The following is a 24,795-nucleotide window of genomic DNA, read 5'->3' on the forward strand; positions in this document are numbered from 1 at the left end:
CTTTTACTCTTTTGAAAAATTTGAATATAAGCGACGCTCATTGTGAAAAGGTTTCAACAAAAGCGCATCTCTATAGCGGTTTTCCTTGTATGTATTACCGTTGCTTAAAATATAATATAATCAGTAGCCTTCAAAGTCTAAGGGCGTAAACCCACAGTATTAAAATCTGCTATTACGTCGTATCTTACAAAGAATTCTTTGGTTGTTTCTGAACTGATTTCAAAATAAGGATTGAGTTCTTTAACGATTGGAATAAATACTCTATTCTCTGTTACAACAGTAGTTGTCGGGATGGCTTTCCCCCCTGTTGAGTTATCCCCAAGGCGTTCTTTCAATTCAATTTCGTAGTAGAGCGACAACTGATTGGAAGCATGCGTGAAAATATAGACAATCTTGTGCATGCTCCAAATCACCTTAGTGGTATGTGGCTCAAGAAAAAAGTCACGGTTACTTTTAACAACTTTTTCAGAAAGACTAAGGAATAAATTGAAGAAGTTCAGACTTGGATATTCGTTATCTGTTTTTAGTATCTTTTTATCTGTATTCACCTCCAATCTTAAAATAGGAGGAACGGCGTCAAATTCGTCAAATTCATCCTCCTCTTTTGAGCCTTCATCAATGATGCTTGGTATTTCTTCCTCGACCGAACCGATTTGATTTAATCTCACATATTGTCGATGGGTTCTTGTTATTGTATTTGATTTTTTTATAACCTCCGCGAATGGCATTTCTCCAGTCGCGAAATCTGACAGCAACGATTCGACCTTTCCCATGTCCGCAGAGTCATACTTATATAATTCTTTATTTTTCATGAGAATTTGCTGTAAGGCGTCTGCCCCTTCCTTAGTTGAAGAGGGAACATAATTGGAGAACTTCTGGTAAAGGTGATTACGCACGAAGTCTTTAACAAAACTAGCAAACAGCGACCATTCTGTTTTATATATTTGAAGTACCTGTTTAACAGCGGGCGAAGTACGAGAAATAAAAACATTTACTGTTTTATCTTTTCGTGTTACTAAACTTGGAACGTCGTGGCTGATTTTGGCAATCACTACTTTGACATCCGCAATTAGGTAGTCTTCAGTTAGAACATTAGTTATTCTCAAAATGAGCGTTAATTCCTCCATGGAGAGATTTTTTAGCTCATACTCTTCTAAGACCTGTGCTCCATCTGGCACCTCCTCGATTTTTAAATTTTTTATATACTCTAACTGAATTCTTCTTCTAGGATTTTCCTGGCTAATCAGTAATAGGTATGTGTTTTCATTGCCGAATTGTAAAATAGTTGATTGATCTCTCCCCGAATAATAATACACTTTCTTACCATCAATACTTTGCTGAATTTTTTCCAAATTCCATCGTTCATTGTTAGGTTGCACAACGATTTTAAGCTTCTTCGCAAAATCATATCTCTTGTTCGCTGATATATAATTAAGAAAACCGCTATTTAAATCGGACAGTTCCAGTTCTGAAAGTTCCTTTGCAATAATGTATTCTGCTGCAAACACTATTTTTGAGACGAACTCTATACTTTCCCGGCTAAGCGCCTCCCTGCCAGCAGTCGGATGAAGGTTCGACAAATTAACAACACCACCAAAATTAAAACTACCTGCTATCGGGACCGGTGCTAATCCAAAAAAATTGCGTAAACCATAAATGCCGCCCCCTCCCTGGGACAGCACGATATTTCCTACTATTGAGACCCCATCTCTTGTTATATTTTCACAAAGTATTTTAATTATGTTCTGGTTAGTAAGGTTTATGGTTAAATTAAACTGGACAGCTTTGTCATGAGTGACAATACTTTTTTTTGTCGTGTAGCTTAAATTTTCAGACTCAACTTTAAAGGAATCGTAATATTTGCTCTGACTAACGTTCTTTCCATTTATTAATACTGGAATCTGTAAGTAACGGATATATGGGCTCAAATAATTGATAGCGCCCGTAACAGTTAAATTCAAAGAGTCATCTAAAGTTGCAATTATTGTCGTACCAGGTTCTCTTTTCTCTTGATACCTCATCACATCGATACACTCCTCGGTAATTGACAAGGTATCCCGATTCGCAAAGCTCCTAATTGTAAGATCACCGCCAGCGTAGTGGGTAATCACCTCAATTGAGGTACACACTCCAAAATTTGCCATTGCGCCAATCCCGAAAGTCCCTACAACTCCTGCCTTACGGGCAGTTTCGTTATTTTTACCACTTGATCCGGCTTTCCAAAAGTTGTTTTGTATAACATCTTCATTCATGCCAATTCCATTGTCGGTAATTACAATTTTTGACGATGTTATTTCAACCTCAATCATTGGTTCAAAACTGTCCCCTTCCAGTTGTTTTCTCATCAAAACGGCATCATACCCATTCTGAATATTCTCTCTAAGCAATGCATAAGGAGAATCATAAATATCGTTAGACAATATTTCTAAAATCCGTTTGACTTCGATTTGAAATGAAAGCTTACTTGAATTACTCATTATAACATTGCTTTGGCTTGATTAAATAATTGCTTGACTGTCGGATCCTTGATAATTTTTTCGTCAATAGATGTCACTACTTCATTTATCACATCCATTCGCTTTAATCGTGTGGCAGCATTGAAAACGATTACCGTTTCTTTTATAGACTGAGGTTTTGCGAATTTTTCAATTGCCAATTCATGATCATCTGTCTCAATAATACATTGCAATAAAAAACCCCTTACAAAGGCATCATTTAAATCCATCTTGATTAATTTGGATTTTGCGTTGCCGTAATCGCCGTTACTTATTAGTTTTTCAATATCTAGCATTTGAGTAGTAATATCCACTTTGCGTGGGTCTTTTATTTTAAATGAATAAAAACTCGCGTTACTTGATGCGATTCTCCCAGGAATCCAAATAGGATTGTTAAAAGAAGAAGACTCTGATTTTTCTCTCACATGGAGTGTAACCTCAAGCTTACCTTCGTCCATTTCCCTGTCTAATTCAATTACATTGTATTGCCGATTAGTGCCAGTTGGCAACTCTTCCCGACCACCGCACAACGTGCCAGCACCGATAACAATAATGCTCTTTTGTTGTATTATATCATTGTGTTCATGTATAGCTTCCATTCTGTGTTGATGCCCATGAAATCCAATGGATATTTTTGAGTCAATAAAATTTTTCAGAATACTCCCGTCCATATAATTAGATTCGAAAGGACCTCCTTTAGTATTATGATGCCAAGTTCCTATTATCAGCCTACCCCGTTTGATAAGTTCGCGAATATCAGAACTTGATTTTGAAATACAATCAGGATGAATATCTCCTACAAAACGAAGGTGATCGTTATTATAACAGCTGCTATAAGCTATAACAGATAAATCTAATTCAGGGTAATCAAATATGTCATATTGATCCGCTGGATTTAAACTATATGTCCGATCTCCATCATAAAATTTATGGTAGAATTTTGCAAATGCTGCAAGACGCTTGTTGTAAATATCTGTATTTTTTATTTTGAAGAAAGATAAGTCTTTCCATGACCATCTAGTCGATGATTGTGGTGTGAATGCGTCTTTTAGTATCGCCCAGTTGATATTGTTTTCGGTGTCAAAAACGGCAGCTTTGTCAAGCTTCTCCATACTTTCCTTAGAATACTTCCAATCAATATCATGGTTGCCTGGAATAATAATTAGCTTTTTTTTGTCACCATCAAGAAAATTATCGCATAGGCTTGTAAGAAATTCCTCTGCCTCATTGTACTGATTTTCAATTTCATCAATAGATTGTAAAACGTCGGGATTAGACGAGCCTCGGACTATGTCACCACTAACAATAATCAAATTGGGACTGCAAATATTAGGGGTTTCCTCATCGACATACTTATCTCGATCAGAAATTAAAGAAGAAACTAAGGGGCCGTTTGAAATAGGTAGTTCTTTACTTCTGTGGAGGTCAGATATATGTAAAATCGAAGTTTTATCAGCCATTAGTTTGTAAATTGATATGGTTCGGATCGTTAAGCAATCTTACTTTGAATAAAACGAAGTTGTGAATTAATTTTATCGTTGAGTAGTTCCGGGTATTCCAGTTCAAATTTTGCTCCTACTGCTTTGTCTTTAATTTCAAGTTCTGAAGATAAATACCGAAGTTTACGTTTATTCATTTCAATTAATTCGGACCAAGTCATAACATATACTTCAATGTTTTTTTCAGATTTAATGTCCCAAATAAATGGCTGAGTATACTTTTCCCGGGCTGATTTGACTTTTGATTTTGCAAAAGCAGTAATTCCCGTAGAAATTAAAATTAGCTTATATCTTGTATTTTCGGTAGGAAGACCATTTGCTTCTTCAATTTGAAAGGCATATCTATCAATTTGATTAAGCTCCTTTTGACTAATCTTACAATTTGGAGCTTTTAGTTCTACAACCATAAACTCCTTTACATCATCCCCAGTGATTTTTTCATTATAAAAAAAAAGATCGGTTATATCATTAAATTCCTGTTCTGCCGATACCACTAAATTGTCGTCATCAACGGTGGGGATATAATCCAAAGTGCTTGCACGTATATCATCGAAAATTCCACCAATTTTTTTATCAGACCATAAATGCGGTGTTTGTGTATAATTTTCTCCGAATAACCACAGTTCTTTTTCTACTATTTTGTGGAGTTGTGATCTTTCTTTTATAACACTGGAAATTGATCCATAAGTAATTTCGTGTAGAAATTCTAAAAACTCCAACTTTTGCGCAACCTGAGAGGAAAAGTGAATCACGCTTTCCAATTCTGTCCTTTCCATCAACTCATGAAACTTACCAACAGTTTTATCTTTCATTTTGATAAGCTTAGAAAATAACAACTCTATTTTCCCATTTCTGATTGAATTATCGACAAGTTCATAAACTAAATCTTTGATTCTATCTTCACGCTCGGAAATACGAAATTTGCTTTCGACAAGATATGCTACTTTGTTAAATACTAATTCATGAGTTTCTGAAACAGGTTTGTTAACGAGTAATGGATTGGCTTTATCTTCTTTCAATCTATTAACGAAGTCCTTGAATGCAGTATTTTTTTCCTTAAAAAACTCGTTTAAAGTATCACGAATTAGTGTCTTTAAATTGATGAAATCTTCATCGCCAAATGTTTCAAGCAAAGCATTTTTAAAAAGATCAGAAGTAAACATATTAGATTCAATATAAATGAACCAAGTTCCTAAATCAGGAGTATAATAATCAGATGAGTATGTGTATTCGTTGGCTAATGTTTTTAAACCAGCGTTATCTACCATTGTAAAAATTTTCACCTTATTTAGGTCGCTAATTATATTATATAGCTTGAAATCTATAATGTGGATATCACCTGTGGACGTTTCAAAATTCTTTTTAATTAAAATAGGCTGATCTATTACAAATTGGCTCCTCTCAATTTGTTTGTCGTTTACAAAAAAACGAATATCACCATTAAAAATCTGGTAAATATAGTATTGTGCTAACGCTGCCGGCAGATTGTCACTATAAAACGCTTCCGAAAGTCTATTGTTCTTAGGCGGATTAGCGCTCCTATTTTGATGTAGATTATTAATGCTTACTTTATAATATGTATTGGTCGGCCGACTTAAAATTTCCTCTTTGGTAGGGAAATTTATGTCAGCTAAATTTTTATTTTTTAACGCTGATGCCGTAATTTCAACTTCAACTTTACTGTGTTTCGATTTGGTTTCATCATAACCAACTGTTTCGATTTTCATGCTTTCGCCAATCTGCAATGCGCTAAATCTTCCAATTCCATGCCCCCCTGGCTTAACTGTTGTACCAACTTCAAGAATTTTTTTATCGAAATCGGCCAGTGAGACACCATTCCCGTTATCTATTAGTTCAATTGATTCAATTACAGGGTATAAAGTATTTGAATTTTCATTGATAATAATATACAACTTGATTTCAGTTGCACTTTCCTGAATAGAGTTATTTATAAGCTCAGTAAAAGCTCTAAATGTATCCCTGTAATTTGTAAGGATTTCGCTTACTACTCGTCCGTTAGTATTAAGTTTTCTATTAGTTGCAGGCATTGTGTTAGGTTAAGTTTTTAAAATTAAAAAAACTAAATGAAAAATTAGATGGATTTAACTCTTCATCGTGAACTTATAAGTGTCGACGCATCTTTAGTATTTCAATACATATCATCAATATGGCTTCATGTTAATGCTAACATAAATAATTATATCTTTAAACCACCTAATACCAAAGAATATACACTTCCTTCAGGAGAATATTTTCGAGGCATTAAGACATTTACCTCGGTTTAAAGCTACATGTTCGGTGGTTTTTTCATTACTCAACGCAAAAAATTATTATGCGAGGTGTAGCGATAATCTTCTTAATTTTATGGCTTTTTATCAGAGTAAAGTTGTAATGAGGAACGTTTCGAACAATTTATGAATAATTATACAATTAAAGATTTGTCAGAATCTAAAGATCGATACAAACTTTTCGCTTTTATATCAGATAACGAGCAAGCTGAGAAGCTTAATTATATTGAATCTCTTGGCTTGACAACAATTAATATTGGAAAAGAAGTTGCGATATATATCAATTCTTTATCAAACTATAAATATTTAAGCATTGACGTATACGATTTCGTAAAAAATCATTTAGAGGAAAAAAAATGTAAGATTGATAAAATTGGGAATGAAGTGGTTGCGATCTACAATTTGGGCATTTTATTGGAACCTTTACTAGAGTTGAAAGTGACGCAATTATTAAAAGAAATTTCAAAATCTATTGCATTACTTATTATCTGGGAAAATAATTTAATTACAGAAACGAAACTATGTTGGCCAAATCAAAACAACCAAGTTTATATTGATTTTTCAGATACTAGTTTATTAAAATTGATACATGCTATATAAGGAATTGATACAATTTGAACCAATTACCACTGTGGTGAAATTGGTAAATGCAAGCCAGCAATCAGTTGCAGAAAACTTAGTAAAAACATTTGTTTTTTCCAAAAAAATGCAAGAAGACTTGCGTGAGGTAATATTTAAAAACCTGGCAACAGAATCTATTTATGAGACAAAAGGCATTCAAATAGTCGGAAGTTATGGTACAGGAAAATCCCATTTAATGTCGCTAGTTTCTGCAATCGCTGAGAATGCGGATCTAGTACAACATATTCAATACGAAGATCTAAAAAAGGATTTCAATGAAATTGCTGGGAAGTATAATGTTTTACGTTTCGAAATTGGGACTGACAAGCCACTTAAAGATATAGTGTTTGCTCAAATTGAACGTCACCTGAGTAAACATGACGTTGATTATAAATTTGATAGTGATTCTAATTTCAGTTGGAAGGAACTGATCCAGCAAATGATGGCTGAATTTGAGCTCAAATTTCCTAGTCAGCATTTTTTGATCGTCATCGATGAGTTGCTGGAATACCTCAAAGGAAGGAAACCGAGTGAACTGCACAACGATTTAATGCTTTTACGTCAGTTAGGAGAGGCCTGCGATGACTCCCGTTTCAAACTCATGTTCGGCGTCCAGGAATTATTATACCGCTCACCTGAATTTCAGTTCCAAGCGGACATGTTGAACAAAATCGAAGATCGGTACGCCGACCTGATTATTACCAAGGAAGATGTTTCTTACGTTGTAAAGGAAAGACTGCTAAAAAAAGATGTGCATCAAAAGGCTAAGATCAGAGCGCACCTTTTAAAATTCGCCCATCTTTTTGAAGGTATCAACACCAACTTAAACGACTTTATTGACCTGTTCCCCGTGCATCCTAACTATGTAAGTTACTTTGAAAAGATCAAGCATGGGAAAAGTCAGCGCGAGATATTGAAAGTACTTTCCATTAAGTTCGGAGATATATTGGTCAAAGAGGTACCCACGGAAAATCCAGGGCTGATCACCTATGACACCTATTGGCCTGACTTGGCTAATAACCCGGCGATGCTGGCGATCCCTGACATCAGGGCGGTTCGTGACAAAGTAGATATTATCGCAGGCAGGGTAGCGAATCATTTTACTGGTGCCCGCGCAAACCGAAGGGGAATTGCCGAAAGCATCTCCCAAGCCCTGGCCATCCGTATCTTATGTGATGACCTGGATAAAAGGAACGGCGCCAGCGCGCATAGTTTGAAAGAAGACCTGTGTGTGACCATACCGCAAATAGACGAAGCCGAATTGTTACTCGACGCCATCAGCAGTACGGCCAAGCAATTGGTAACTGCTACTGCTGGGCAATACGTTGCTCAGGATCCGATCAGTGCTGATTTTTATATCCGCACGGAGGGAGGAATTAACATCCCTCAACTGATCCGCGATTATGCTGATGAAGTGATCAAAAAAGATGTCGACCAGGCCGATCAATATTATTTTGACCTGTTGCAGTATATCCTGGAAATACAGCAGGATTCTTACCGCTCCGGCTTTAAAATCTGGGAGCATTCCCTGGAATGGATTGATAAAAAGAGCTTCCGTTTGGGCTATATCTTTTTTGGTAACCCGAACGAACGCAGCACCACCGAACCTATCCAGCAGTATTATATCTTTTTTTGCCCTTTATTCAACAATATCGACAGAAATGATGAAGCAGATGAAGTCTACTTTGACGTAGCCGGTTTATCCGATGAATTCAAAGATACGATCTGCCTTTACGGAGCGGCGAAGGCTAAACATGTGTCAGCGTCAACTGATCAAAAACAATTATTCAGCAACCAGATCGAGCATTACCAACGGAAAGCGATCGCATTGTTTGATAAAGAATATATCGATCAAACCAGAGTAATCTACAAAGGGGATAGTAAATCCTTGAAGTCCTACCCCCTGCTGGGCGACGGGTCGACGAAGGAAATGATTTTCAGAAGTGTGGCAGCAAAAGTGCTGAACAAGAGCTTTAATGAAAAATATACCCATTATCCTGCATTTACAGATCTGCTACAGCCCTTGACCAAAGACAATTTCGAAGGCCGAATAAAAGCCGCTTTGAAAAAGATCACGGCGGCTTCCCAACCAAACCGTGATGGCGAAGCTATCCTCAGCGGGCTCGGTTTATGGGGTGGGCATAATATTATTAGTGATAACAGCAAGTATGCTGAAAGCATCAAGAAAAAAATGAAGGAGGCCGGCGATGGCGCAGTTTTGAACAGGTCAGAGATCATCTGGGCACATTATGCACCAGCCAATTTATGGTATTCGGTCGATTTCAATATCGATTATCAACTCGAATTTATTGTCCTTGCCGCTTTGGCTTACAAAGGGGATATTGAAGTCAACTGGTCCGGTAGTAAAAGCTTATCAGCAACCAATATTGAAACGGTTTTGACCCTAGCTGATGAAGATTATTTTACCTTTCAGCATATCAAACAACCGCAAGGCATTCCCGTAAAACACCTCAAAGCTCTGTTTTCTTGTTTAAGCTTACCGGACTATACTTCTGAACTGGAAAAACCCGAAACGATCAGCAAGATCATCACTGAAGCCAAAGCTAAAGCTGAAAAGGTTGTCAAAACTAGGGCGGCAATCAGCCAGGGATTAAAGTGCAGAAATGTCCCCTTGCTTAGTGAAGAGGAAACGGAACGGATGAAAACCGGATTGGAAGAACTGGGGGTAATGCTGGATAGCATCCAGTCCTACAATTCTTATGGGAAATTGAAGTCATTTAAATTCAAGGATGAAGAACTGGGCCAAACATTTAAAGCATGGTCCTATTGTGAGTTGATTGATAGATTAAAAGAAAAAGCGGAAAAATTTGAAAAATTGGTCGGTTACCTATACACTGCCAAATCCTATGTGGTGCAGGAGGAAAAGCCATTGTTTGGTGATATGAATGCAGCGATCGACAGCCTGCCTTCCGTTGTTTCATCATCTAAAGACTCGGATATCAAGAAATACGAGGCGCTGCTGAATTCTTTGATTGACAGCTATGCGGATTATTATCTCGGCCAATATACACGATCCCGATTATCCAGCCAGGATGGGCTGGCTAAGGAGCGGATTTTAACCGGCGAAAGCAAACGGGTCTGTGATATCATCAAAGATTCTGAGTTGATCAACGCAACTGAATATCAAAATTGGTTGAATAACATTACTTCGCTGCGTGAAGCTGCAGAATCTTTAACAAAATCTAGTGTTATTGAGGAGCCTTATCATGATTTCAACCCCCGTGAATACTACGGGAAACCATCATATGCTATTAGCCAGTTGGAGGAGCAGTTATATGGGATATTAGAAAAATGGACAATGGCTATGCGCTCCGTATTTAGGGACCCTTCTGTTCAGGAGAATATGGATATCCTGACGCCGGCCGATAAGCAATTGGTCGAAGGATTTAGGAGCGGTGCCGTCGCGCTCACCTCAGAAAACGCCCCCAGACTGCGAAACCTAATTGCTCAATTTGCCCGCGGCATTGATAAGGTAGAAATCACAATGGAAGACATTCACAAACAGTTGAACAAACCATTAACACCCGAGGAGGCAATTGATACCCTTACCTCATATATCAATACATTATGTTTAGGCAAGGAAAGAAACAAGGTCCGTATCATTATTAAATAACATGGTCGAAGAAGAAAAAATAGTATGTCTCGGGTTGACATTCGATACTGAAGAACAACGAAGGGAATACTTTCGCAACAAACTCCGGATTAGATTGCCTGAGCTTAAGAAAATAGAAGGATTTCCAATTGGGGATGATGAAGATATCATTCGCCTAAGCGATCCGCCTTACTACACGGCATGTCCTAATCCCTGGGTTAATGATTTTATTGCCGAATGGGAAAAAGAGAAGAAAACTATCAAAAGCCGAATAGCAGACTTTAAGGTAGATGAGCCTTATGCCAGTGATGTAAGTGAAGGTAAAAGCAACCCGATTTATACTGCGCACACCTACCACACGAAGGTGCCTCATCCCGCCATTATGAGGTATTTACTGTATTATACACAACCAGGTGATTCTGTTTTAGATTCCTTTAGCGGCACGGGTATGACGGGTGTCGCAGCACAAATTTGCGAAAATCCAGATAGTGAAACAAAGTATAAAATAGAACACGAGTGGAAACAACTGTTTGGTAGACTTCCCGTTTGGGGACAGAGAAAAGCAATTTGCGGTGATTTATCTCCTTATGCCTCTTTAATTAGTTATAACTACAATATGCCTGCTGATTTGGAATTGGTTGACGCCGAATCACAAGCGCTGTTAAATGACGTGATCAAAGAATGCACTTGGCTTTACGAAACCAAACACACTGATGGTGGGGTGGGTACCATAAATTATACAGTTTGGAGTGATATTTTCAATTGTAAAAGTTGCAGCCAAGAGATTGTTTTTTGGGACGCTGCAATGAACATGGAAAAAAAGGAGTTGTTAGACGACTTTATTTGCCCGAATTGTAAATCTATAAACAATAAAACTTCAGCTGAAAAAACTTGGGTCACTTTTTTTGATACTGAATTAGGTAAAACAATCAGGATAGCCAAAAGTGAACCCGTGTTAATTGTTTATACTTACAAGGGTAAAAGGTTTCAAAAACAGCCAGACTTAAAAGATAAAAAACTTATTAAGGAAATTAATGAATTGAAAATTTCCACGTGGGTCCCGACTTACGAGTTGCCAAAAGGTTTCAATTTAGATCAACCAAAAAAATCCCATGGAGTAAATAATACGCATTTGTTTTACACAAAACGCAATTTAGTTGCATTGTCCTACCTAAACAACCGGATAGATTCTTCTAAATTACCTAATAAGCTAAAATTCATACTTACGGGTATGATCAACCGTTCGACCCAAATGAACCGGCTGCATGTTAGTAACTTCTTTTATGGCGGGGGGGGCTGGAATGTAGGGCATTTAAAGGGCACCTTATATATCCCGTCGCTGCAAATTGAAACATCAATCTTGGAACAAATTCAGGACAAAATAAATAGCCTAAAGAAAGCCGCGCTTCTTTTAGGTAAACAATACAGCAATCTTCAATTTGTTGGATCTGCTTCAAATACATCGATCAAGGATAATTCTATCGATTATGTTTTTACTGATCCGCCGTTTGGAGCGAACATTATGTACTCTGAACTTAATTTTTTACCGGAGACATGGTTAAAGGTATTAACCAATAATATTAAAGAAGCAATCGAGAATAAAACGCAAGGAAAATCTTTATTAGATTACCAGTCACTTATGACCGAATGCTTTAAAGAATATAACCGGGTTTTAAAACCTGGGAAGTGGATGACTGTAGAGTTTAGCAATACTAGCGCTGCGGTATGGAACGGAATTCAAACCGCATTGCAGCGAGCCGGATTTATCATTGCGAATGTGGCGGCGCTAGATAAAAAACAAGGTGGTATGAGGGGTATTGTGACCGCTACCGCTGTGCGACAAGATTTAGCTATAAGCTGTTATAAACCAACCGCTGAATTTGAACAAAAGTTTCAAAATGCTCAGGGATCCACACTAGTTTGGGATTTTGTAGAAGCACATCTATGTCATTTACCGGTACACTTAGTCCGAAAAGACAGTACCACATCGATCATAGAACGTAGCTCCAAAATTTTGTTTGACCGGGTAATCACCTTTTATTTGATGCGTGCTCTGCCTGTACCGATAGATGCCAGGGACTTTCAGGAAGGTTTAAAGCAACGTTTTGCAGAACGGGACGAAATGTTTTTTACTTCAGCACAGGTAGCAGAATATGATGAAAAGAAAGCGAGATCCCCACAATTTGTACAATGGTCGCTCATCGTTACCAATGAATCAGACGCTATTGAATGGTTAAAAGAAAGATTACGCAGGGCAACTCAAAAATACCAGGATATTATGCCGGAGTTCCGCATGGCTACGCAATCGCTAAGAAAGGGTGATACCTTACCAGAGTTGCAAGACCTGCTTAACGAAAGCTTTATTCAGGATGAGCAAGGCAGATGGCGTACGCCTGATCCCAGTGAGGCAAAAGACCGCGATGCCTTGCGAAATAAAGTGCTACTAAAGGAATTCAATGGTTATGTCAGTACGATCAGCCAACCCAAAGCCAAAAAACTTAAAGAGGTTCGTGTCGAAGCCATGCGCTGTGGTTTTAAAAACTGCTGGGAGCGAAAGGACTTTAAGACAATAGTCACGCTGGGTGATATGATTCCGCAAAACATTTTGTTAGAGGATGAACAGTTGCTTATGTATTACGATATTGCTAAAGACAGGGTTTAATATAAGTTCAATCATTAATGCTTTACCAGGGGAAAGAGATAGAAATATTATCAAAAAAGTCGGTATTTGGAAAACAAATAACGGAAGTGAAGATTCTTTCCACTGGCGAGATTAGGTCCGTCCCTTTTTCCGAATTGGTTGACGAACAAAAAACACCAACCGGGACAGCGTTAGCTTTCAAGGCGATTGCTGCAAAGATTAAAAACGAAGTTTTCAAACAGTCCATGCTGGCACCGATTGAAAGCAATATCATTCCGCTGCCTCACCAAATACTGGCTTTAGAAAAGGTAATGTCCGGACAGTTCTTGCGTTTTCTGATGGCCGACGAAGTGGGTATGGGCAAAACCATTGAAACAGGGTTGGTTCTTAAAGAACTGAAATTAAGAGGAATCGCCAAGCGTACTCTGATTGTTGTTCCAAAATCCGCGATGGGGCAATGGCAGCAAGAAATGAAGAAGCATTTCAATGAAGTGTTTCAGATTTATGATACCGATTATATCAATACCTTAAGCCGCACTTTCGCCCGACTGGAGGCGGATAATGAAATTAACCTATTCAGCCAGCATAATCAGATCATTGTTTCCATGGACGCTTTAAAGCCCATTGAAACTCGCCAGGGCTGGAGTAAGGAAAAAGTGAATGAATACAACCGCTACCGGATTCAAAGCGTTTTAGAATCGGAATTTGACCTGCTCGTTATCGATGAATGCCACAAGGTTGGCGGGAGCAGTACCCAGGTCGGCCGTTTTCAGATGGCGGATATCCTGTGCAATGCCATTCCCAATGTTTTGTTGCTTTCTGCCACACCCCACCGCGGGAAAAGTGATCATTTCAGAAGGATCTTACAATTGTTGAATGCCGATGCTTTTGCGGGCGAGGGCATGCCGAGTATTCCCGAGTTGGAAAATTATGTGGTCCGCACAGAAAAAAGACAGGCCATCGATTATAATGGCAAAGCCTTATTTAATAAGCGCCATACTAAAAAAATAGAGGTTGCTTATGATGAAGTACATCATCGCCGGCAAAAGGCCCTATATGATGCAGTCACCGAATACGTTATAACCGGTTTTAACCTGGCCCAGCAGACCAAGAATACTTCTTATGGCTTTGTCATGATTCTTTTTCAACGGATGATGAGCAGTTCGACGCAGGCGATACTGGATGCCATGCACAAGCGGGCCGAGCGGCTTTCGGGTGAAAGACGGGAGGTAAACAAAGAACAAATTATAAGCAATCTGGAGGACTTTGGTTTTGAGGGACAAATGGAACTAGATTTCGAAGAAAAGATTTATTCCATGGTCGAAGAGACACAGGCAAACTACGACGCCGAACTTAGCATTCTTCAAGGTCTGATCCGCGATGCTAAAGACTGCCTCGACGTAGAATCTGATGCCAAAGTGGAGTTTTTGATCCGGAAATTACAAGAGCTAAAAAAGGAAGAACAAAACCCTGATCTTAAATTTCTGATCTTTACAGAATTTACCAGCACCCAACATATGTTGAAGAAGGTGCTGCAACTCAATGGGGGTTATATATGCGAAATCATTAATGGTTCGATGGATTTTGACCAACGGGTAAACGCATTAAAAGAGTTTAAGGCTGCTGCTCAGATCTTAATTTGTACCGATGCTGCCGGTGAGTCGCTCAACATGCAATTTGCTCATATTGTCATTAATTTCGATATGCCCTGGAATCCGATGGTTCTTGAACAGCGAATAGGGCGTGTGGATCGTATTGGTCAATCCTTTGAGGTATTGGCGTTTAATATGATGCTGGACAACTCAGTCGATAAACGCGTATACGAGGTGGTTGAAACCAAACTTTCGCAGATCATGGCAGAGTTGGGTATTGACAAAACATCCGATGTGCTTGACAGCACGCTGGAAAGAGAGCAGTTAAATCGCTTATATTTGACTTCCCTGCTGAACCCTGCCAAATTTGAGCAGGAAAGCAATAACTGGCTTGAAGAGATTAAGGATAAGCTTAAAGAATATAAAAGTACCGAGGGGGCATTACCAACCTTAAGCTCGAAAGACATCAACTTAGATAAAGTGGATGCGATTAAGCATAGTCCGCTCCCAAATTGGTTGGAAAACCTGACCAAGAACTACCTCCAGACCAAAGGTGTTGCCTATCAAGATTTGATAGAGGGGATTCGGTTTAAATTCCCCGGCATCAAAGAAAGTATTTATACTTTCAATGTTAAAGAAAGTGTCAATAATCCGATCCCTGAACCCATTTCACTGCAACACGAGATTATTCAAACTATCTTAAAGGACGCAATACCTTTTACCCCGTCACAACAGATTCCACAGGTCAAAGTTACGCAGGGAAAAGCAGTTTCAGGTTATTGGGCTTTATGGCATTTGGAGGTAAAAAACCAGTTTGAAACCAGCCAGGTCATTCAGCCTATATTTGTTTCCTCAGAAGGTGAAAACTTTGCCGCCTTTGCGCAAAGTGTATGGGATAAACTCATCCAGGAAAGGAATTATTTGGATTGCATTGGCGTTTTACCAGCGGACGTATCGAAACTAAAATTCGCGGAATTTGCGCAGACTGCAGAGCAAGTACTGTTACCCAAGTACGAAGAGTTTGAGCATCATATTACTAGCAACACAGAAAAGATCAAATCCAATAAAGAAAAGTCATTCCTGTTTCAGGAAAAGCAGATGAATAGGATCGGCATCGAAAACATCCGGCAGTCCCGGCTAAACCGCTTATATAAAGATAAAGAAAACTGGGACGAGAACTTTTTATCAGCCGGTCAGATTGTTCCGGTGATTTCCTGTTTATTATTGATCAATATCGTGGATGAATAACTGGATAGATAAATATAAAAAACTGGCGATCTCCAGTCACAAACAGCATATCCTTATCGCTGATCAGGACAATCTTTTCACCTATCTGGAATTAAAGGAAGCGTTTGAAAACGAGGGCTATACCATTATCATTTGTCCTAATGCCTTATCGGTACGGGTTCATTTTGAATTGCAGGTCCGGGAAACGACAGGTCGTTTTCTGATGGTCGCACCTGAAGGATATGTTCCGCTGCCAGACATCGAAACGCATGTCCATTTTCAGAGCATTGGTTTGTTCACGATCTTTCCCAACCTGGATGCCAAGGCGATCAAAGGGTTAGGTTTTAATGCACTCTGCCTGCTAGCCAATATTAAACCCTATGAAGAATTGGGCCATGAAAAAACACTGCGGTTTTTATTGGAGAATCTATATAGCATTGACTTTAACACCCTCACCAGCAGTAAGGCTAAAGAGCGGGTTATGAATGCATTGATCAACGTGTTTTTCGAAAAAGATGGCATTAATGAGCCGCTGACAATTTTCCTCACCCATTTGTCTAAACCTTATTTTCCCACACTGATCGCCCAAGACTTAACCCAGTCTCGTTTACTGAATTTTATTAAGGAGCAATGGCAGCAATTTATCGAAGGAAAAAGCTCCTTACTCGATTTCGCAGAACCTTCACTTAATAAGAACATTGGGTATTTATTTGCTTTTGGGTATTTGGATCCCCTTCAGGTTTCACCTGAGAAATATGATAGTTTCCCAAAGCCCTTAAGGATCGGTATCTATGTTGATGCGGCGTTGAGCAACGACAACGAGCTAGAAGGCTTAACAGAATATTTAAACCAACAAATGGAAGTTATAGAGGACCTGGCTGACCAATGGTTCAAAATTATTCAGGTGCTATCCCAGGCCAAGCTGAAAAGTTTGGAATCCCACAATGCGTCATTAAAGCTAGCATATTTAAAAGTTGAACAAGCACTTAACTATCGTTTTCAAAGGTTTATTGATAACACCTATAATAGTCTTTTTTCTTTGAGCGGCGTCCGGCAGCCGGTTATGGTTACCAGGATACTGGAGCATATTAATGCGCGGTCTGCCAAGAAAAAGGCCCTTCTGGTTATTGACGGAATGAACTACTGGCAATGGACGATTTTAGGAAAAGCATTATTAACTTCAGGGTTAAATTTTTCGTCTAATGCTTCTTTGGCCTTTGTGCCGACAATCACTGCTTGGTCAAGGCAGGCTATTTTTAAAGGGGCCAAACCAGATTTGTTAGAGGATAATTCCCATGAAGGCAAATTGTTTAAGGCCTATTGGCTCAAACAACACGTGCCAGCTTTTCAAATTGATTTGCGAAAAATTAGTGTACATGCTCCGCTCATTGCAACAGATATCCCCACGGACGTTACCGTGCTGGGGTTAATTTGTAATGATTTGGACAACATCATGCACGGTGCCGTCCTGGGTGAACAACAATTAAAAACATCTACCGAACAATGGATCCAGCAATCGCGTATTGTTCAAATTGTCGCACAACTAAAAACACTAGGTTTCCAAATTTTTATCACCGCCGACCATGGCAACGTCGAGGCAAGAGGCGTTAAAAATTTAAGCATTAACGACAAGGTTGGGTCTTTAAGCAGAGGCAAAAGGCATTTGCATTTTACCAATGAAACTTTGTTGGAAAATTTCGTTTTACAGAATTCAAGCTTAACATTAGGCCGAAAAGATCTTTCTGTTTATCTCAAAGCCAATGAGGCATTTACATTAGAGAATACCCGAGTGATTACCCATGGCGGTTCACATTTATGGGAAGTTATTGTCCCTTTTATTAGCATCAATGAATAATCAAGGAAAATATATCGGATTAAATCAGCGGATCCCTTTTGAAGTATTGGATGCCGCTATCAACCTCTATATCGATAGCAGCGTAATTGATAAAGGATATGTATTACAACGCATGCAGGATTTCACCACCGGCTATAATAGGGCTAATAAAGCTGCCAAATATGTAGTTCAAATTTTAAGACGGCAAGCGACTTTATTAGGACAATTAAAAAAAGCAGGCAAGAATACGCCCTATAATGCACTAACAGTTGATGATCGGAAAGCTCTCTGTCTCTGTCTTATCAGCTTAACTTATCCAATTACCTATGATTTGCTAGTAGCCTTGTCACAAGGTCTTAAAGTTCAGCCTCAAATCAATAAAAAATTTATCAGTGAAAAAGTGATGTCAATTTACGGAAGTAATCGTACTGTAGACGTTGCAATAGATGCACTACTTCCTATGATCATAGAACTAAATACAATCAAAAGAGATAAAGTGAGTATTTATTCACTGTCAGCTAAGCTTATTTCTCGAAGTAAATTTGTCTCAGAATTAATCATTTATACAGATATTAAGCTGTCTAATTCTAAATCCATCTTAACAGATGATCTCAACTTTAAGCCGTGGTTTTCTTTTTTTGATTTGTCACCCATAAACAATGACAACTATTTATGGCTCATTACTAAGAAGGATAGTGCAGTTGGGAAAGGTTATTTGACAATATAATTTAAAATCTAATTTTTCAAATAATCAATGAAAGCATGCCATGTTCTGGTCTGACCAAAACCGATTGTTGGGAAGTCTCGAACTTTGAACAATCACTTCGTTAATAGATGATATTTCGCTATGAAAAAGTATTCCTAATGAGTAACAATCAATAATAGATAACTATTTATTATCGCTGCCAGCTTAATGATCAACAATTGAAAATCTAATTGAATTAGGAGGTTATTTATTTGGTTTTGTATATTTGTGTAAGTTCTTTCAAACTCAATCAAAACGAATCAAATTATTCGGTTACCTAATCGGTTACCTTTTAATTTTCAGAAATATCAAATTATTGATAATAAAGCCATTGCGGAAATTTTAACGGACCCGTCCATTCCGCAGAAAACTTAAAAGCCTTACTGAAAAGTAAGGCTTTTCTGCGTTTAAAGCCCTTTTTAAGCGGATTCCTGCAAAAAAGCATATCAGATAAAATCAATTATTTACAGTCTTGTAGGGTACCATTTCGGGTAACACCGAATGTGCCGAAATTTGTTACCCTCGACCCTTTACAATGTGCTATTAATCAGCAATTTGAGGGAAGAATGATTAAAATCATTCATTAAAAATAATTGAGTATGAAAATCAATGAAAGGGTATCATTATTAGTTATGCTGGAGAAATCCAGATTAACCACCGATGGCAAGGCTCCTATTTTTATTCGGCTTACCGTTGACGGCAAGCGCGCGGAAATGTCTTTGGGGCAAAAAGTAAATCAAAAAAACTGGAATCAGGAAACCGGCTATGTGCGGGGAGCATCTATTGAAGCAAGACTGATTAATAACGCCATCGATGCCGCAACGTTAAAGGTCAGGCAGTTGTATGATCAGTTATGTATCAATGAAGAGTATGTTTCCGCGAATATGGTTAAGCAGGCTTACCAGGGAAAACGCGAAAGAGAAAAAACGCTGATGGAAGTTATCGATTTTGTGATTGATAGAGTTAAATTAAAGGTAGCAGGGGACAAACGCTCCCCCGCCACACTTACCAAATGGAACACCGCTAAAGATAAAGTGGTTTCATTCCTTCAATTCGAGTATAAAGCTAAAGACATACCACTCAGTAAAGTCAAAATGTCCTTTGCGGAGGATTTTGTAGATTACCTTACACTTAAAGAGCACATTGGTAATAATACCACCATGTGTTACTTGAAGAAAGTCCGTTCTGTGCTAAAAACAGCTGTTGAAAGGGAATGGCTAAATAGGAATACTTTAAGTTCCTACCAATGCTCTTATATAGAGCCTGAAAAGGATATCCTTGACGAAAAGGAGCTGTTCACCCTTTATGAAAAGAAGATGGCCGTAGAGCGACTGGAAGACGTAAAAAACGCTTATTTGTTTATGTGCTTTACAGGCTTTGCCTATAAGGATGCCAGTAAATTAACCCGTGAGCATATCGTTAATTTTTTTGACGGAGAAGAATGGATTGTAAAGAATCGTCAAAAAGTAACAAAAGCGATATGCCGTGAAAGTGTTCCCTTATTGCCAATAGCCAAAGAAATAATCGAAAAGTATAAAGACCATCCCTACTGTCTACAAAACAATGTGTTATTGCCGATTAGCAGTAATCAAAAATACAATGCCTATCTAAAAGAAGTCGCTGATATCTGTGGTATCAATAAAAATCTGACTACCCATACCGCCAGGCATACTTTTGCCACAACAGTTACGCTGGCTAATGGTGTTCCTATTGAAACAGTAAGCGCTATGTTAGGACATAAATCAATTAAGACAACACAGATCTATGCCAAAATAGTAGCCCAAAAAATCAGTACTGACATGAGTGACTTAAAGAAGAAGCTCATGATCAAAATGCCTAATCTGCAAAAACTAAATGAATTAGTGGCTTAATGAATGAAGAAAGCTGCGATAGAAAACAATAAAGCCCCAGGATTGCCGGGGCCTTAATTCTTAAACTTGATTACGTTTTTATCGCTAAAAAGAGGCTTTATCAAGCATTACGAAACAAATTTACATAATTTACAATTAAAGTCCTTAAAGCAAAAACCAAACATCATCTCCTGCCGAACTACCGAGAATTCCTCGGCAGTTCGGCAGTGTGGGCTATGAAAAATCTATTCCTTAATTCAAAATGTGCGTTTTGTCGTTTAATTAAGGTTTTGTGGATAGCCTGCATGTGGGGACCGCGCAGAATAATTCAATTTTACAGGATTTTATAGAACGGATTTTGCAGATCTAATGCCAGAAATAGATATGGAAAACAAACAGATTAACAATAAAAGTTTACATAATTTGTAAACTTTTTCATATATTTGAATTATGTATGTAATACATGCCGAAACAGGTCAGAAACTTCAAGCTACTATTAGTAAACTGGATGCCAAAGAAATTGCTCAAATCAATAAAACGAAACGATTTGATTTTAATTGGAACAAAGAAAAAAGCTATGAAGTTTATAAGTTAACAGCGGCAGGCATTGACGAGCCTTTAGGATTAATATCATTAGCAGACCGGCCAGATGATATTGCAATAGAAATTAGGTTGTTGGCATCGTCTTTGGAAAATGTGGGTGATAAAAAGCAATACCAAAGAATTGCAGGCTGTATGATCGCCTTTGCCTGTAGGCAATCATTTAAAGCCCAATATGGCGGTTACGTTTGTCTTAAGCCTAAAACTGATCTGAAGGACCATTATCGGGGTATTTATGGATTTGAATCCACGAAACTATTTTTAGTAACAGACGGCGCTAATTCTTTATCTCTAATTAAGAAATATTATGAAGACCAGGAATAATAAAAAGCATGAATTAACTGATTTCTCTAAATTCAGTAATAAAGAACTTGCCGAAGCTTTTGTATTTCCATCAAAAGCTCCCGCCACTGAAAAAGAAAAAAAAGAAGAGAAAGAGTTTTTTCAGGAACGCCGAAAAAAATTCGCGAACAGGACACATCAGCAGCAGATATATGATAAATTATTGCAGTTAAAATTTCAATTGGAAGATTATATCAGCAGTAATCAATATCAGGATGTTCTGAATTTTAGTTATTTCTTAAGTGAATATGTGAACAGGCAAGATAAAAAAGATAAAGACTTTGCCGCCGAGATCGATATTAAACCGGCAGTATTAAGCCAGTATCTTAACAATTACCGTAAACCTCCCGAAAAAATTGTTTTCAGGCTGGAATTACATTCCAATGGCATGATTCCGGCGGTGGCATGGTACAAGCTTTTACAGAAAGATAAAGAACACGAAATCATGACAGATTCCAGCAGCAGAACGGAAGAAAGCAAGCATATTAAAAATAAACTGGAATTTGCATATTAAGTTTTTTTCACACAAAAACGTTAAAGGTTGCCAAAAGTAATTACTACAGTTTTCTGTGTTCACTTGGATATACAGTTAATGATGGGTTTAAGGAAGTAGTGCCTTTTGTTACCAGATTATGCTTTAACTCATACCCTGTCCTTGGGTATAACGATTATAATTATTTAACAAAATCATTGATGTTTGTTTCTATCAAATCAGCAATGGGCTCCTCAGGATAATGTTCAGTTATCCTTTATTGATGGCAAAAAATTTATATTTTAATGGTTGAAGGAATCCATTGATTTGATTCAATCAGTCAATGCTTTGATTCAGGCCTAGTGTAAGGGCACTTTTTTTTAAATGAACTGGCAAAACGTTAAGAAAGTCCTATTATAATTGAAAGCCCCTTACCATCGGGCGAGGGGCTCTTTCAATTAAAGTGTTACGAGATTTGCACAAGCAAGTTCAGGACTACTTCTTACTTCATCCAAAAATAAGCTATGTCGATTTCCTGCCTTTTTACGTGGACTTTCAATTGTTACCGTATAGTGCCTTTCGTCAACTCCAACAACGTTCACTGGAATGGCTTTCTTCCCGTCCCAGGAAATCCATGCTGGATCACCGGGATTAAATTTTTCTATCGTTCGTTTGTTGAAATGTAATGGAATTGCTTTTTTAACAGATACGGTAGCCCGGGTAGCAGGTTTATTTGGCGACGATCTTTTTGCAGCTTGTTCTTTCGGGATAATGACGCTTTTCCGCTTTATGAATGCTTTGTATGTTTTCCATGCGCGCTCTAATGTTTCTATTGCCTGCCAACTTGCTCTTCTTGAATATAAATAATCACGATAATCATCCAGCGTTGAATGGTTTGGCCATGTCTTATCGTCCATCATATCCCTTGCCAAGTCCCCTAACGGGGTATCTCTGTTTTTCTGCTTTGTTAACCATTCTGTAAAATTAGTTTCGCGCTGTTCAATCGGTTGAACGTCATCAAGAGATTGCGCATTACTAATCATTTGATGATAGGCATCTCTCATTTTTACTACCGCCTCATCCAAGGTTTCCGCTTCCACAGAATGGTGATTAGTTTTGACATACCCAATATGGCCAGCTACCCGTTTCATGTTGAATACATCGACAACACCTCTTTTACCTTGTTGAAAAGACAATAAAAGGTTTGGAGAAATGTATTCACGAAAAACCACTATTGCCAGTTCGTCATTTTCAAATTCTAACTTTACACCATGTTTTTGGATTTTCTGATCTCTAAAATAAGTCGGTTTTGATTTCAGATATTGGTCGGCAAGGGCTTTTCCCAGTTCTTCCAATGTTGGCCAAATAGAATGCAAAATCAGTTTTTCATCATAAAGAGGCAGATAAACCCCTTCCGCTAAATCTTCAGGCAGGTCTTGCGGAAGTCCGTTAAGTTTGCTTCTACGTTCCCTAATTAGGGCTGTCGGGGTTAAAACAATAAATTCGGCATCTTTTAAATTGCCAATTGAACATTTTGTGTCCGCAAGTAAAGCTGCACGTGAGGAATAGCCAAAATAAGCCGCTACCAGCTCGTGAGCGTGCGAAGATTTTAATTGAATACCGAATTTGTTAAGACAAAATGCGCGCAGAGAATCGGCGCATAATTTAGTAATGTGCTCCATAGCAATTTTAAGTTAAAGGCTGGACTTTAAATGATTGTCGAGAGTGTTTAAACACAACCTAATGCCAGCGGATTTAACAAAATTTTGCTGTAGGCTTGTCAAATATGAATTAGCCTCGCGTTTCAGTCACTCACAACTACGGCGCTCGATTCCTTATCACTAAGGTAAAATGAAAGGATCAAAAAAGCAAGTAAGAAATTTAAAAAGGTTCATTGACGAATAAGGCAGTGCCTTAACTATAAGGTGTTTAGTATAGCCAATATGGCTTCCGGCTTACTTTCTACCTGGCATTGGAATAGGGTATCCAATTTCTCCTGTCCGATAATGGTATGCAGTTCGCGTTCGGTGAAAAAGTAATCACAATACGGCAACGCGATAGCTGCGTGCATGATGTCCAACGTATCGTTCCCGTCTGTGTATTTCCTATCTTTATTCCAGCGCATCGAACCGGCTAAGGCCGCGGTTATTTTAGCTGTAGGAAACTGCGTTGTTATTTTGCCAAGCTTAAAACACTGATAAATTAGTTTTTGCCACGAAGTTTTGTCAGTGTTGGCAATCTCCTCAGCGGTAGGTAGGTACCCGGTCTTTTTCTGATAATGCTCCTGTATAACCTCATTAAACTGATCGGTAAAACAATCTAAAACACCCCACAGTTCCGAAAAGAACATTTCGGTCCGGTTTTTATTCTCATGCTTATATTTTTCTTTATTGCTGTTCATCAGCTCAACGTCATCGCGGCCGGTGAAAGGGCTAAGTGAAAATTGTGGTTGTTCGATAAGTACAGACAAGGGCATATTACTTACGAAATCAAGGGATGATCTTTTTAGACTATCAGGCAATTCTTCAACTTTATGAGAATAGAAGAAATAGCCCGAAACTAATGGCAGTTTACTCCATACTAAGTTATTAAGTATAAGCTTTTCTTCCGTAGGTAAATTAGCGGAATACCAACATGCAAATTCAATTTTTACCCGCTGTATATCACTAAGTATAGCTATACCCTCAGATAGTCTTTCCACCAACTGGAAGGTCTTTAGCAAGGAAGTTTTGTCATCCTGCTTCATCATTTCCCAAAATACTACTTCGCTTACCGGAAAAATGCACTTTTTGCTTTCGTATAATTCAACAAGTTTGGCTGCTAACTTATAAGTTGTCGTGTCTGGATTGAAGTTCAGCCCATCCCTCAGCAAAATCCAGTATTTTAAATCAAGATAGATGATTTTACGTCCAGCAATCGCTTGACTAATCGCGACGCTTTTCTCTGCTATGTATTGGTCTATGTAGAGCATAAATT

General features: G+C 38.2%; 14 protein-coding genes. 9 read left to right on the forward strand and 5 right to left on the reverse strand.

The genetic code is table 11. From position 1 onward, the window contains the following. Nucleotides 1-137: 137 nt before the first annotated feature. The 3 genes from BMX50_RS06310 to BMX50_RS06320 are packed head-to-tail and all read right to left on the reverse strand — an operon-like array spanning nucleotide 138 to nucleotide 6,042. A complete protein-coding gene (locus BMX50_RS06310) occupies nucleotides 138-2,477 on the reverse strand; it encodes an ATP-binding protein (RefSeq protein ID WP_091209292.1) in 2,340 nt (779 codons plus the stop codon). Continuing rightward, nucleotides 2,477-3,955, reverse strand: coding sequence for a metallophosphoesterase family protein (locus BMX50_RS06315; protein ID WP_091209294.1), 1,479 nt, complete (start codon nucleotides 3,953-3,955; stop codon nucleotides 2,477-2,479). Before BMX50_RS06315 ends, BMX50_RS06310 begins: the two co-directional genes overlap by 1 nt. Nucleotides 3,956-3,984: 29 nt before the next feature. After that, nucleotides 3,985-6,042 (reverse strand): ATP-binding protein, encoded by a 2,058-nt coding sequence (locus tag BMX50_RS06320; RefSeq protein ID WP_091209296.1) that lies wholly within the window; start codon nucleotides 6,040-6,042, stop codon nucleotides 3,985-3,987. A 366-nt stretch (nucleotides 6,043-6,408) separates the two neighbouring features. Here BMX50_RS06320 and BMX50_RS06325 point away from each other — a divergent pair, with 366 nt between their 5' ends. The 9 genes from BMX50_RS06325 to BMX50_RS06365 all read left to right on the forward strand — a co-directional run bounded on the left by BMX50_RS06325 (nucleotide 6,409) and on the right by BMX50_RS06365 (nucleotide 21,861). Continuing rightward, nucleotides 6,409-6,882: a hypothetical protein gene (locus BMX50_RS06325; RefSeq protein ID WP_091209297.1), complete on the forward strand. Its 474-nt coding sequence runs from the start codon at nucleotides 6,409-6,411 to the stop codon at nucleotides 6,880-6,882. Beyond that, nucleotides 6,872-10,537 (forward strand): DUF6079 family protein, encoded by a 3,666-nt coding sequence (locus BMX50_RS06330; RefSeq protein WP_091209299.1) that lies wholly within the window; start codon nucleotides 6,872-6,874, stop codon nucleotides 10,535-10,537. The genes BMX50_RS06325 and BMX50_RS06330 overlap by 11 nt, the downstream gene beginning before the upstream one ends. Nucleotide 10,538: 1 nt before the next feature. Next, nucleotides 10,539-13,178, forward strand: a complete 2,640-nt coding sequence (locus BMX50_RS06335; protein ID WP_091209302.1) for a DNA methyltransferase — start codon at nucleotides 10,539-10,541, stop codon at nucleotides 13,176-13,178. 17 nt (nucleotides 13,179-13,195) lie between these two features. Continuing rightward, nucleotides 13,196-15,997 carry a helicase-related protein gene (locus tag BMX50_RS06340; RefSeq protein WP_091209304.1) on the forward strand — a complete coding sequence of 934 codons (2,802 nt, stop codon included), beginning with the start codon at nucleotides 13,196-13,198 and terminating at the stop codon, nucleotides 15,995-15,997. Further along, complete coding sequence (gene pglZ, locus BMX50_RS06345) at nucleotides 15,990-17,831, forward strand: BREX-3 system phosphatase PglZ (RefSeq protein WP_091209306.1); 1,842 nt, start codon at nucleotides 15,990-15,992, stop codon at nucleotides 17,829-17,831. The genes BMX50_RS06340 and pglZ overlap by 8 nt, the downstream gene beginning before the upstream one ends. Then, the gene (locus BMX50_RS06350) at nucleotides 17,824-18,537 is read left to right on the forward strand and encodes a hypothetical protein (RefSeq protein ID WP_091209308.1); all 714 of its coding nucleotides are present in this window, start codon (nucleotides 17,824-17,826) and stop codon (nucleotides 18,535-18,537) included. The genes pglZ and BMX50_RS06350 overlap by 8 nt, the downstream gene beginning before the upstream one ends. Nucleotides 18,538-19,154: 617 nt before the next feature. After that, on the forward strand, nucleotides 19,155-20,426 hold the full coding sequence (locus tag BMX50_RS06355) for a site-specific integrase (RefSeq protein WP_091209310.1): 1,272 nt from the start codon (nucleotides 19,155-19,157) through the stop codon (nucleotides 20,424-20,426). Nucleotides 20,427-20,855: 429 nt separating this feature from the next. Then, nucleotides 20,856-21,329, forward strand: coding sequence for a hypothetical protein (locus BMX50_RS06360; protein WP_091209312.1), 474 nt, complete (start codon nucleotides 20,856-20,858; stop codon nucleotides 21,327-21,329). Next, nucleotides 21,313-21,861, forward strand: coding sequence for an XRE family transcriptional regulator (locus BMX50_RS06365; protein ID WP_091209314.1), 549 nt, complete (start codon nucleotides 21,313-21,315; stop codon nucleotides 21,859-21,861). Before BMX50_RS06360 ends, BMX50_RS06365 begins: the two co-directional genes overlap by 17 nt. 416 nt (nucleotides 21,862-22,277) lie before the next feature. Here the strand turns inward: BMX50_RS06365 and BMX50_RS06370 are convergent, their stop codons facing one another. After that, nucleotides 22,278-23,501 (reverse strand): YozE family protein, encoded by a 1,224-nt coding sequence (locus tag BMX50_RS06370; RefSeq protein ID WP_091209316.1) that lies wholly within the window; start codon nucleotides 23,499-23,501, stop codon nucleotides 22,278-22,280. Nucleotides 23,502-23,737: 236 nt separating this feature from the next. Then, entirely contained in the window at nucleotides 23,738-24,790 is a 1,053-nt protein-coding gene (locus BMX50_RS06375; RefSeq protein WP_091209318.1) for a hypothetical protein, read from the reverse strand. Nucleotides 24,791-24,795: the final 5 nt, after the last annotated feature.

This window comes from Mucilaginibacter gossypiicola (genome assembly GCF_900110105.1).
Lineage (GTDB): Bacteria > Bacteroidota > Bacteroidia > Sphingobacteriales > Sphingobacteriaceae > Mucilaginibacter > Mucilaginibacter gossypiicola.

Coding starts and splice junctions, on each gene's coding strand:
- pglZ (WP_091209306.1), top strand. CDS start 15,990: ATGAATAACTGGATAGATAAATATAAAAAACTGGCGATCTCCAGTCAC.
- BMX50_RS06360 (WP_091209312.1), top strand. CDS start 20,856: ATGTATGTAATACATGCCGAAACAGGTCAGAAACTTCAAGCTACTATT.
- BMX50_RS06330 (WP_091209299.1), top strand. CDS start 6,872: ATGCTATATAAGGAATTGATACAATTTGAACCAATTACCACTGTGGTG.
- BMX50_RS06320 (WP_091209296.1), bottom strand. CDS start 6,042: ATGCCTGCAACTAATAGAAAACTTAATACTAACGGACGAGTAGTAAGC.
- BMX50_RS06340 (WP_091209304.1), top strand. CDS start 13,196: ATGCTTTACCAGGGGAAAGAGATAGAAATATTATCAAAAAAGTCGGTA.
- BMX50_RS06350 (WP_091209308.1), top strand. CDS start 17,824: ATGAATAATCAAGGAAAATATATCGGATTAAATCAGCGGATCCCTTTT.
- BMX50_RS06365 (WP_091209314.1), top strand. CDS start 21,313: ATGAAGACCAGGAATAATAAAAAGCATGAATTAACTGATTTCTCTAAA.
- BMX50_RS06315 (WP_091209294.1), bottom strand. CDS start 3,955: ATGGCTGATAAAACTTCGATTTTACATATATCTGACCTCCACAGAAGT.
- BMX50_RS06310 (WP_091209292.1), bottom strand. CDS start 2,477: ATGAGTAATTCAAGTAAGCTTTCATTTCAAATCGAAGTCAAACGGATT.
- BMX50_RS06375 (WP_091209318.1), bottom strand. CDS start 24,790: ATGCTCTACATAGACCAATACATAGCAGAGAAAAGCGTCGCGATTAGT.
- BMX50_RS06325 (WP_091209297.1), top strand. CDS start 6,409: ATGAATAATTATACAATTAAAGATTTGTCAGAATCTAAAGATCGATAC.
- BMX50_RS06355 (WP_091209310.1), top strand. CDS start 19,155: ATGAAAATCAATGAAAGGGTATCATTATTAGTTATGCTGGAGAAATCC.
- BMX50_RS06335 (WP_091209302.1), top strand. CDS start 10,539: ATGGTCGAAGAAGAAAAAATAGTATGTCTCGGGTTGACATTCGATACT.
- BMX50_RS06370 (WP_091209316.1), bottom strand. CDS start 23,501: ATGGAGCACATTACTAAATTATGCGCCGATTCTCTGCGCGCATTTTGT.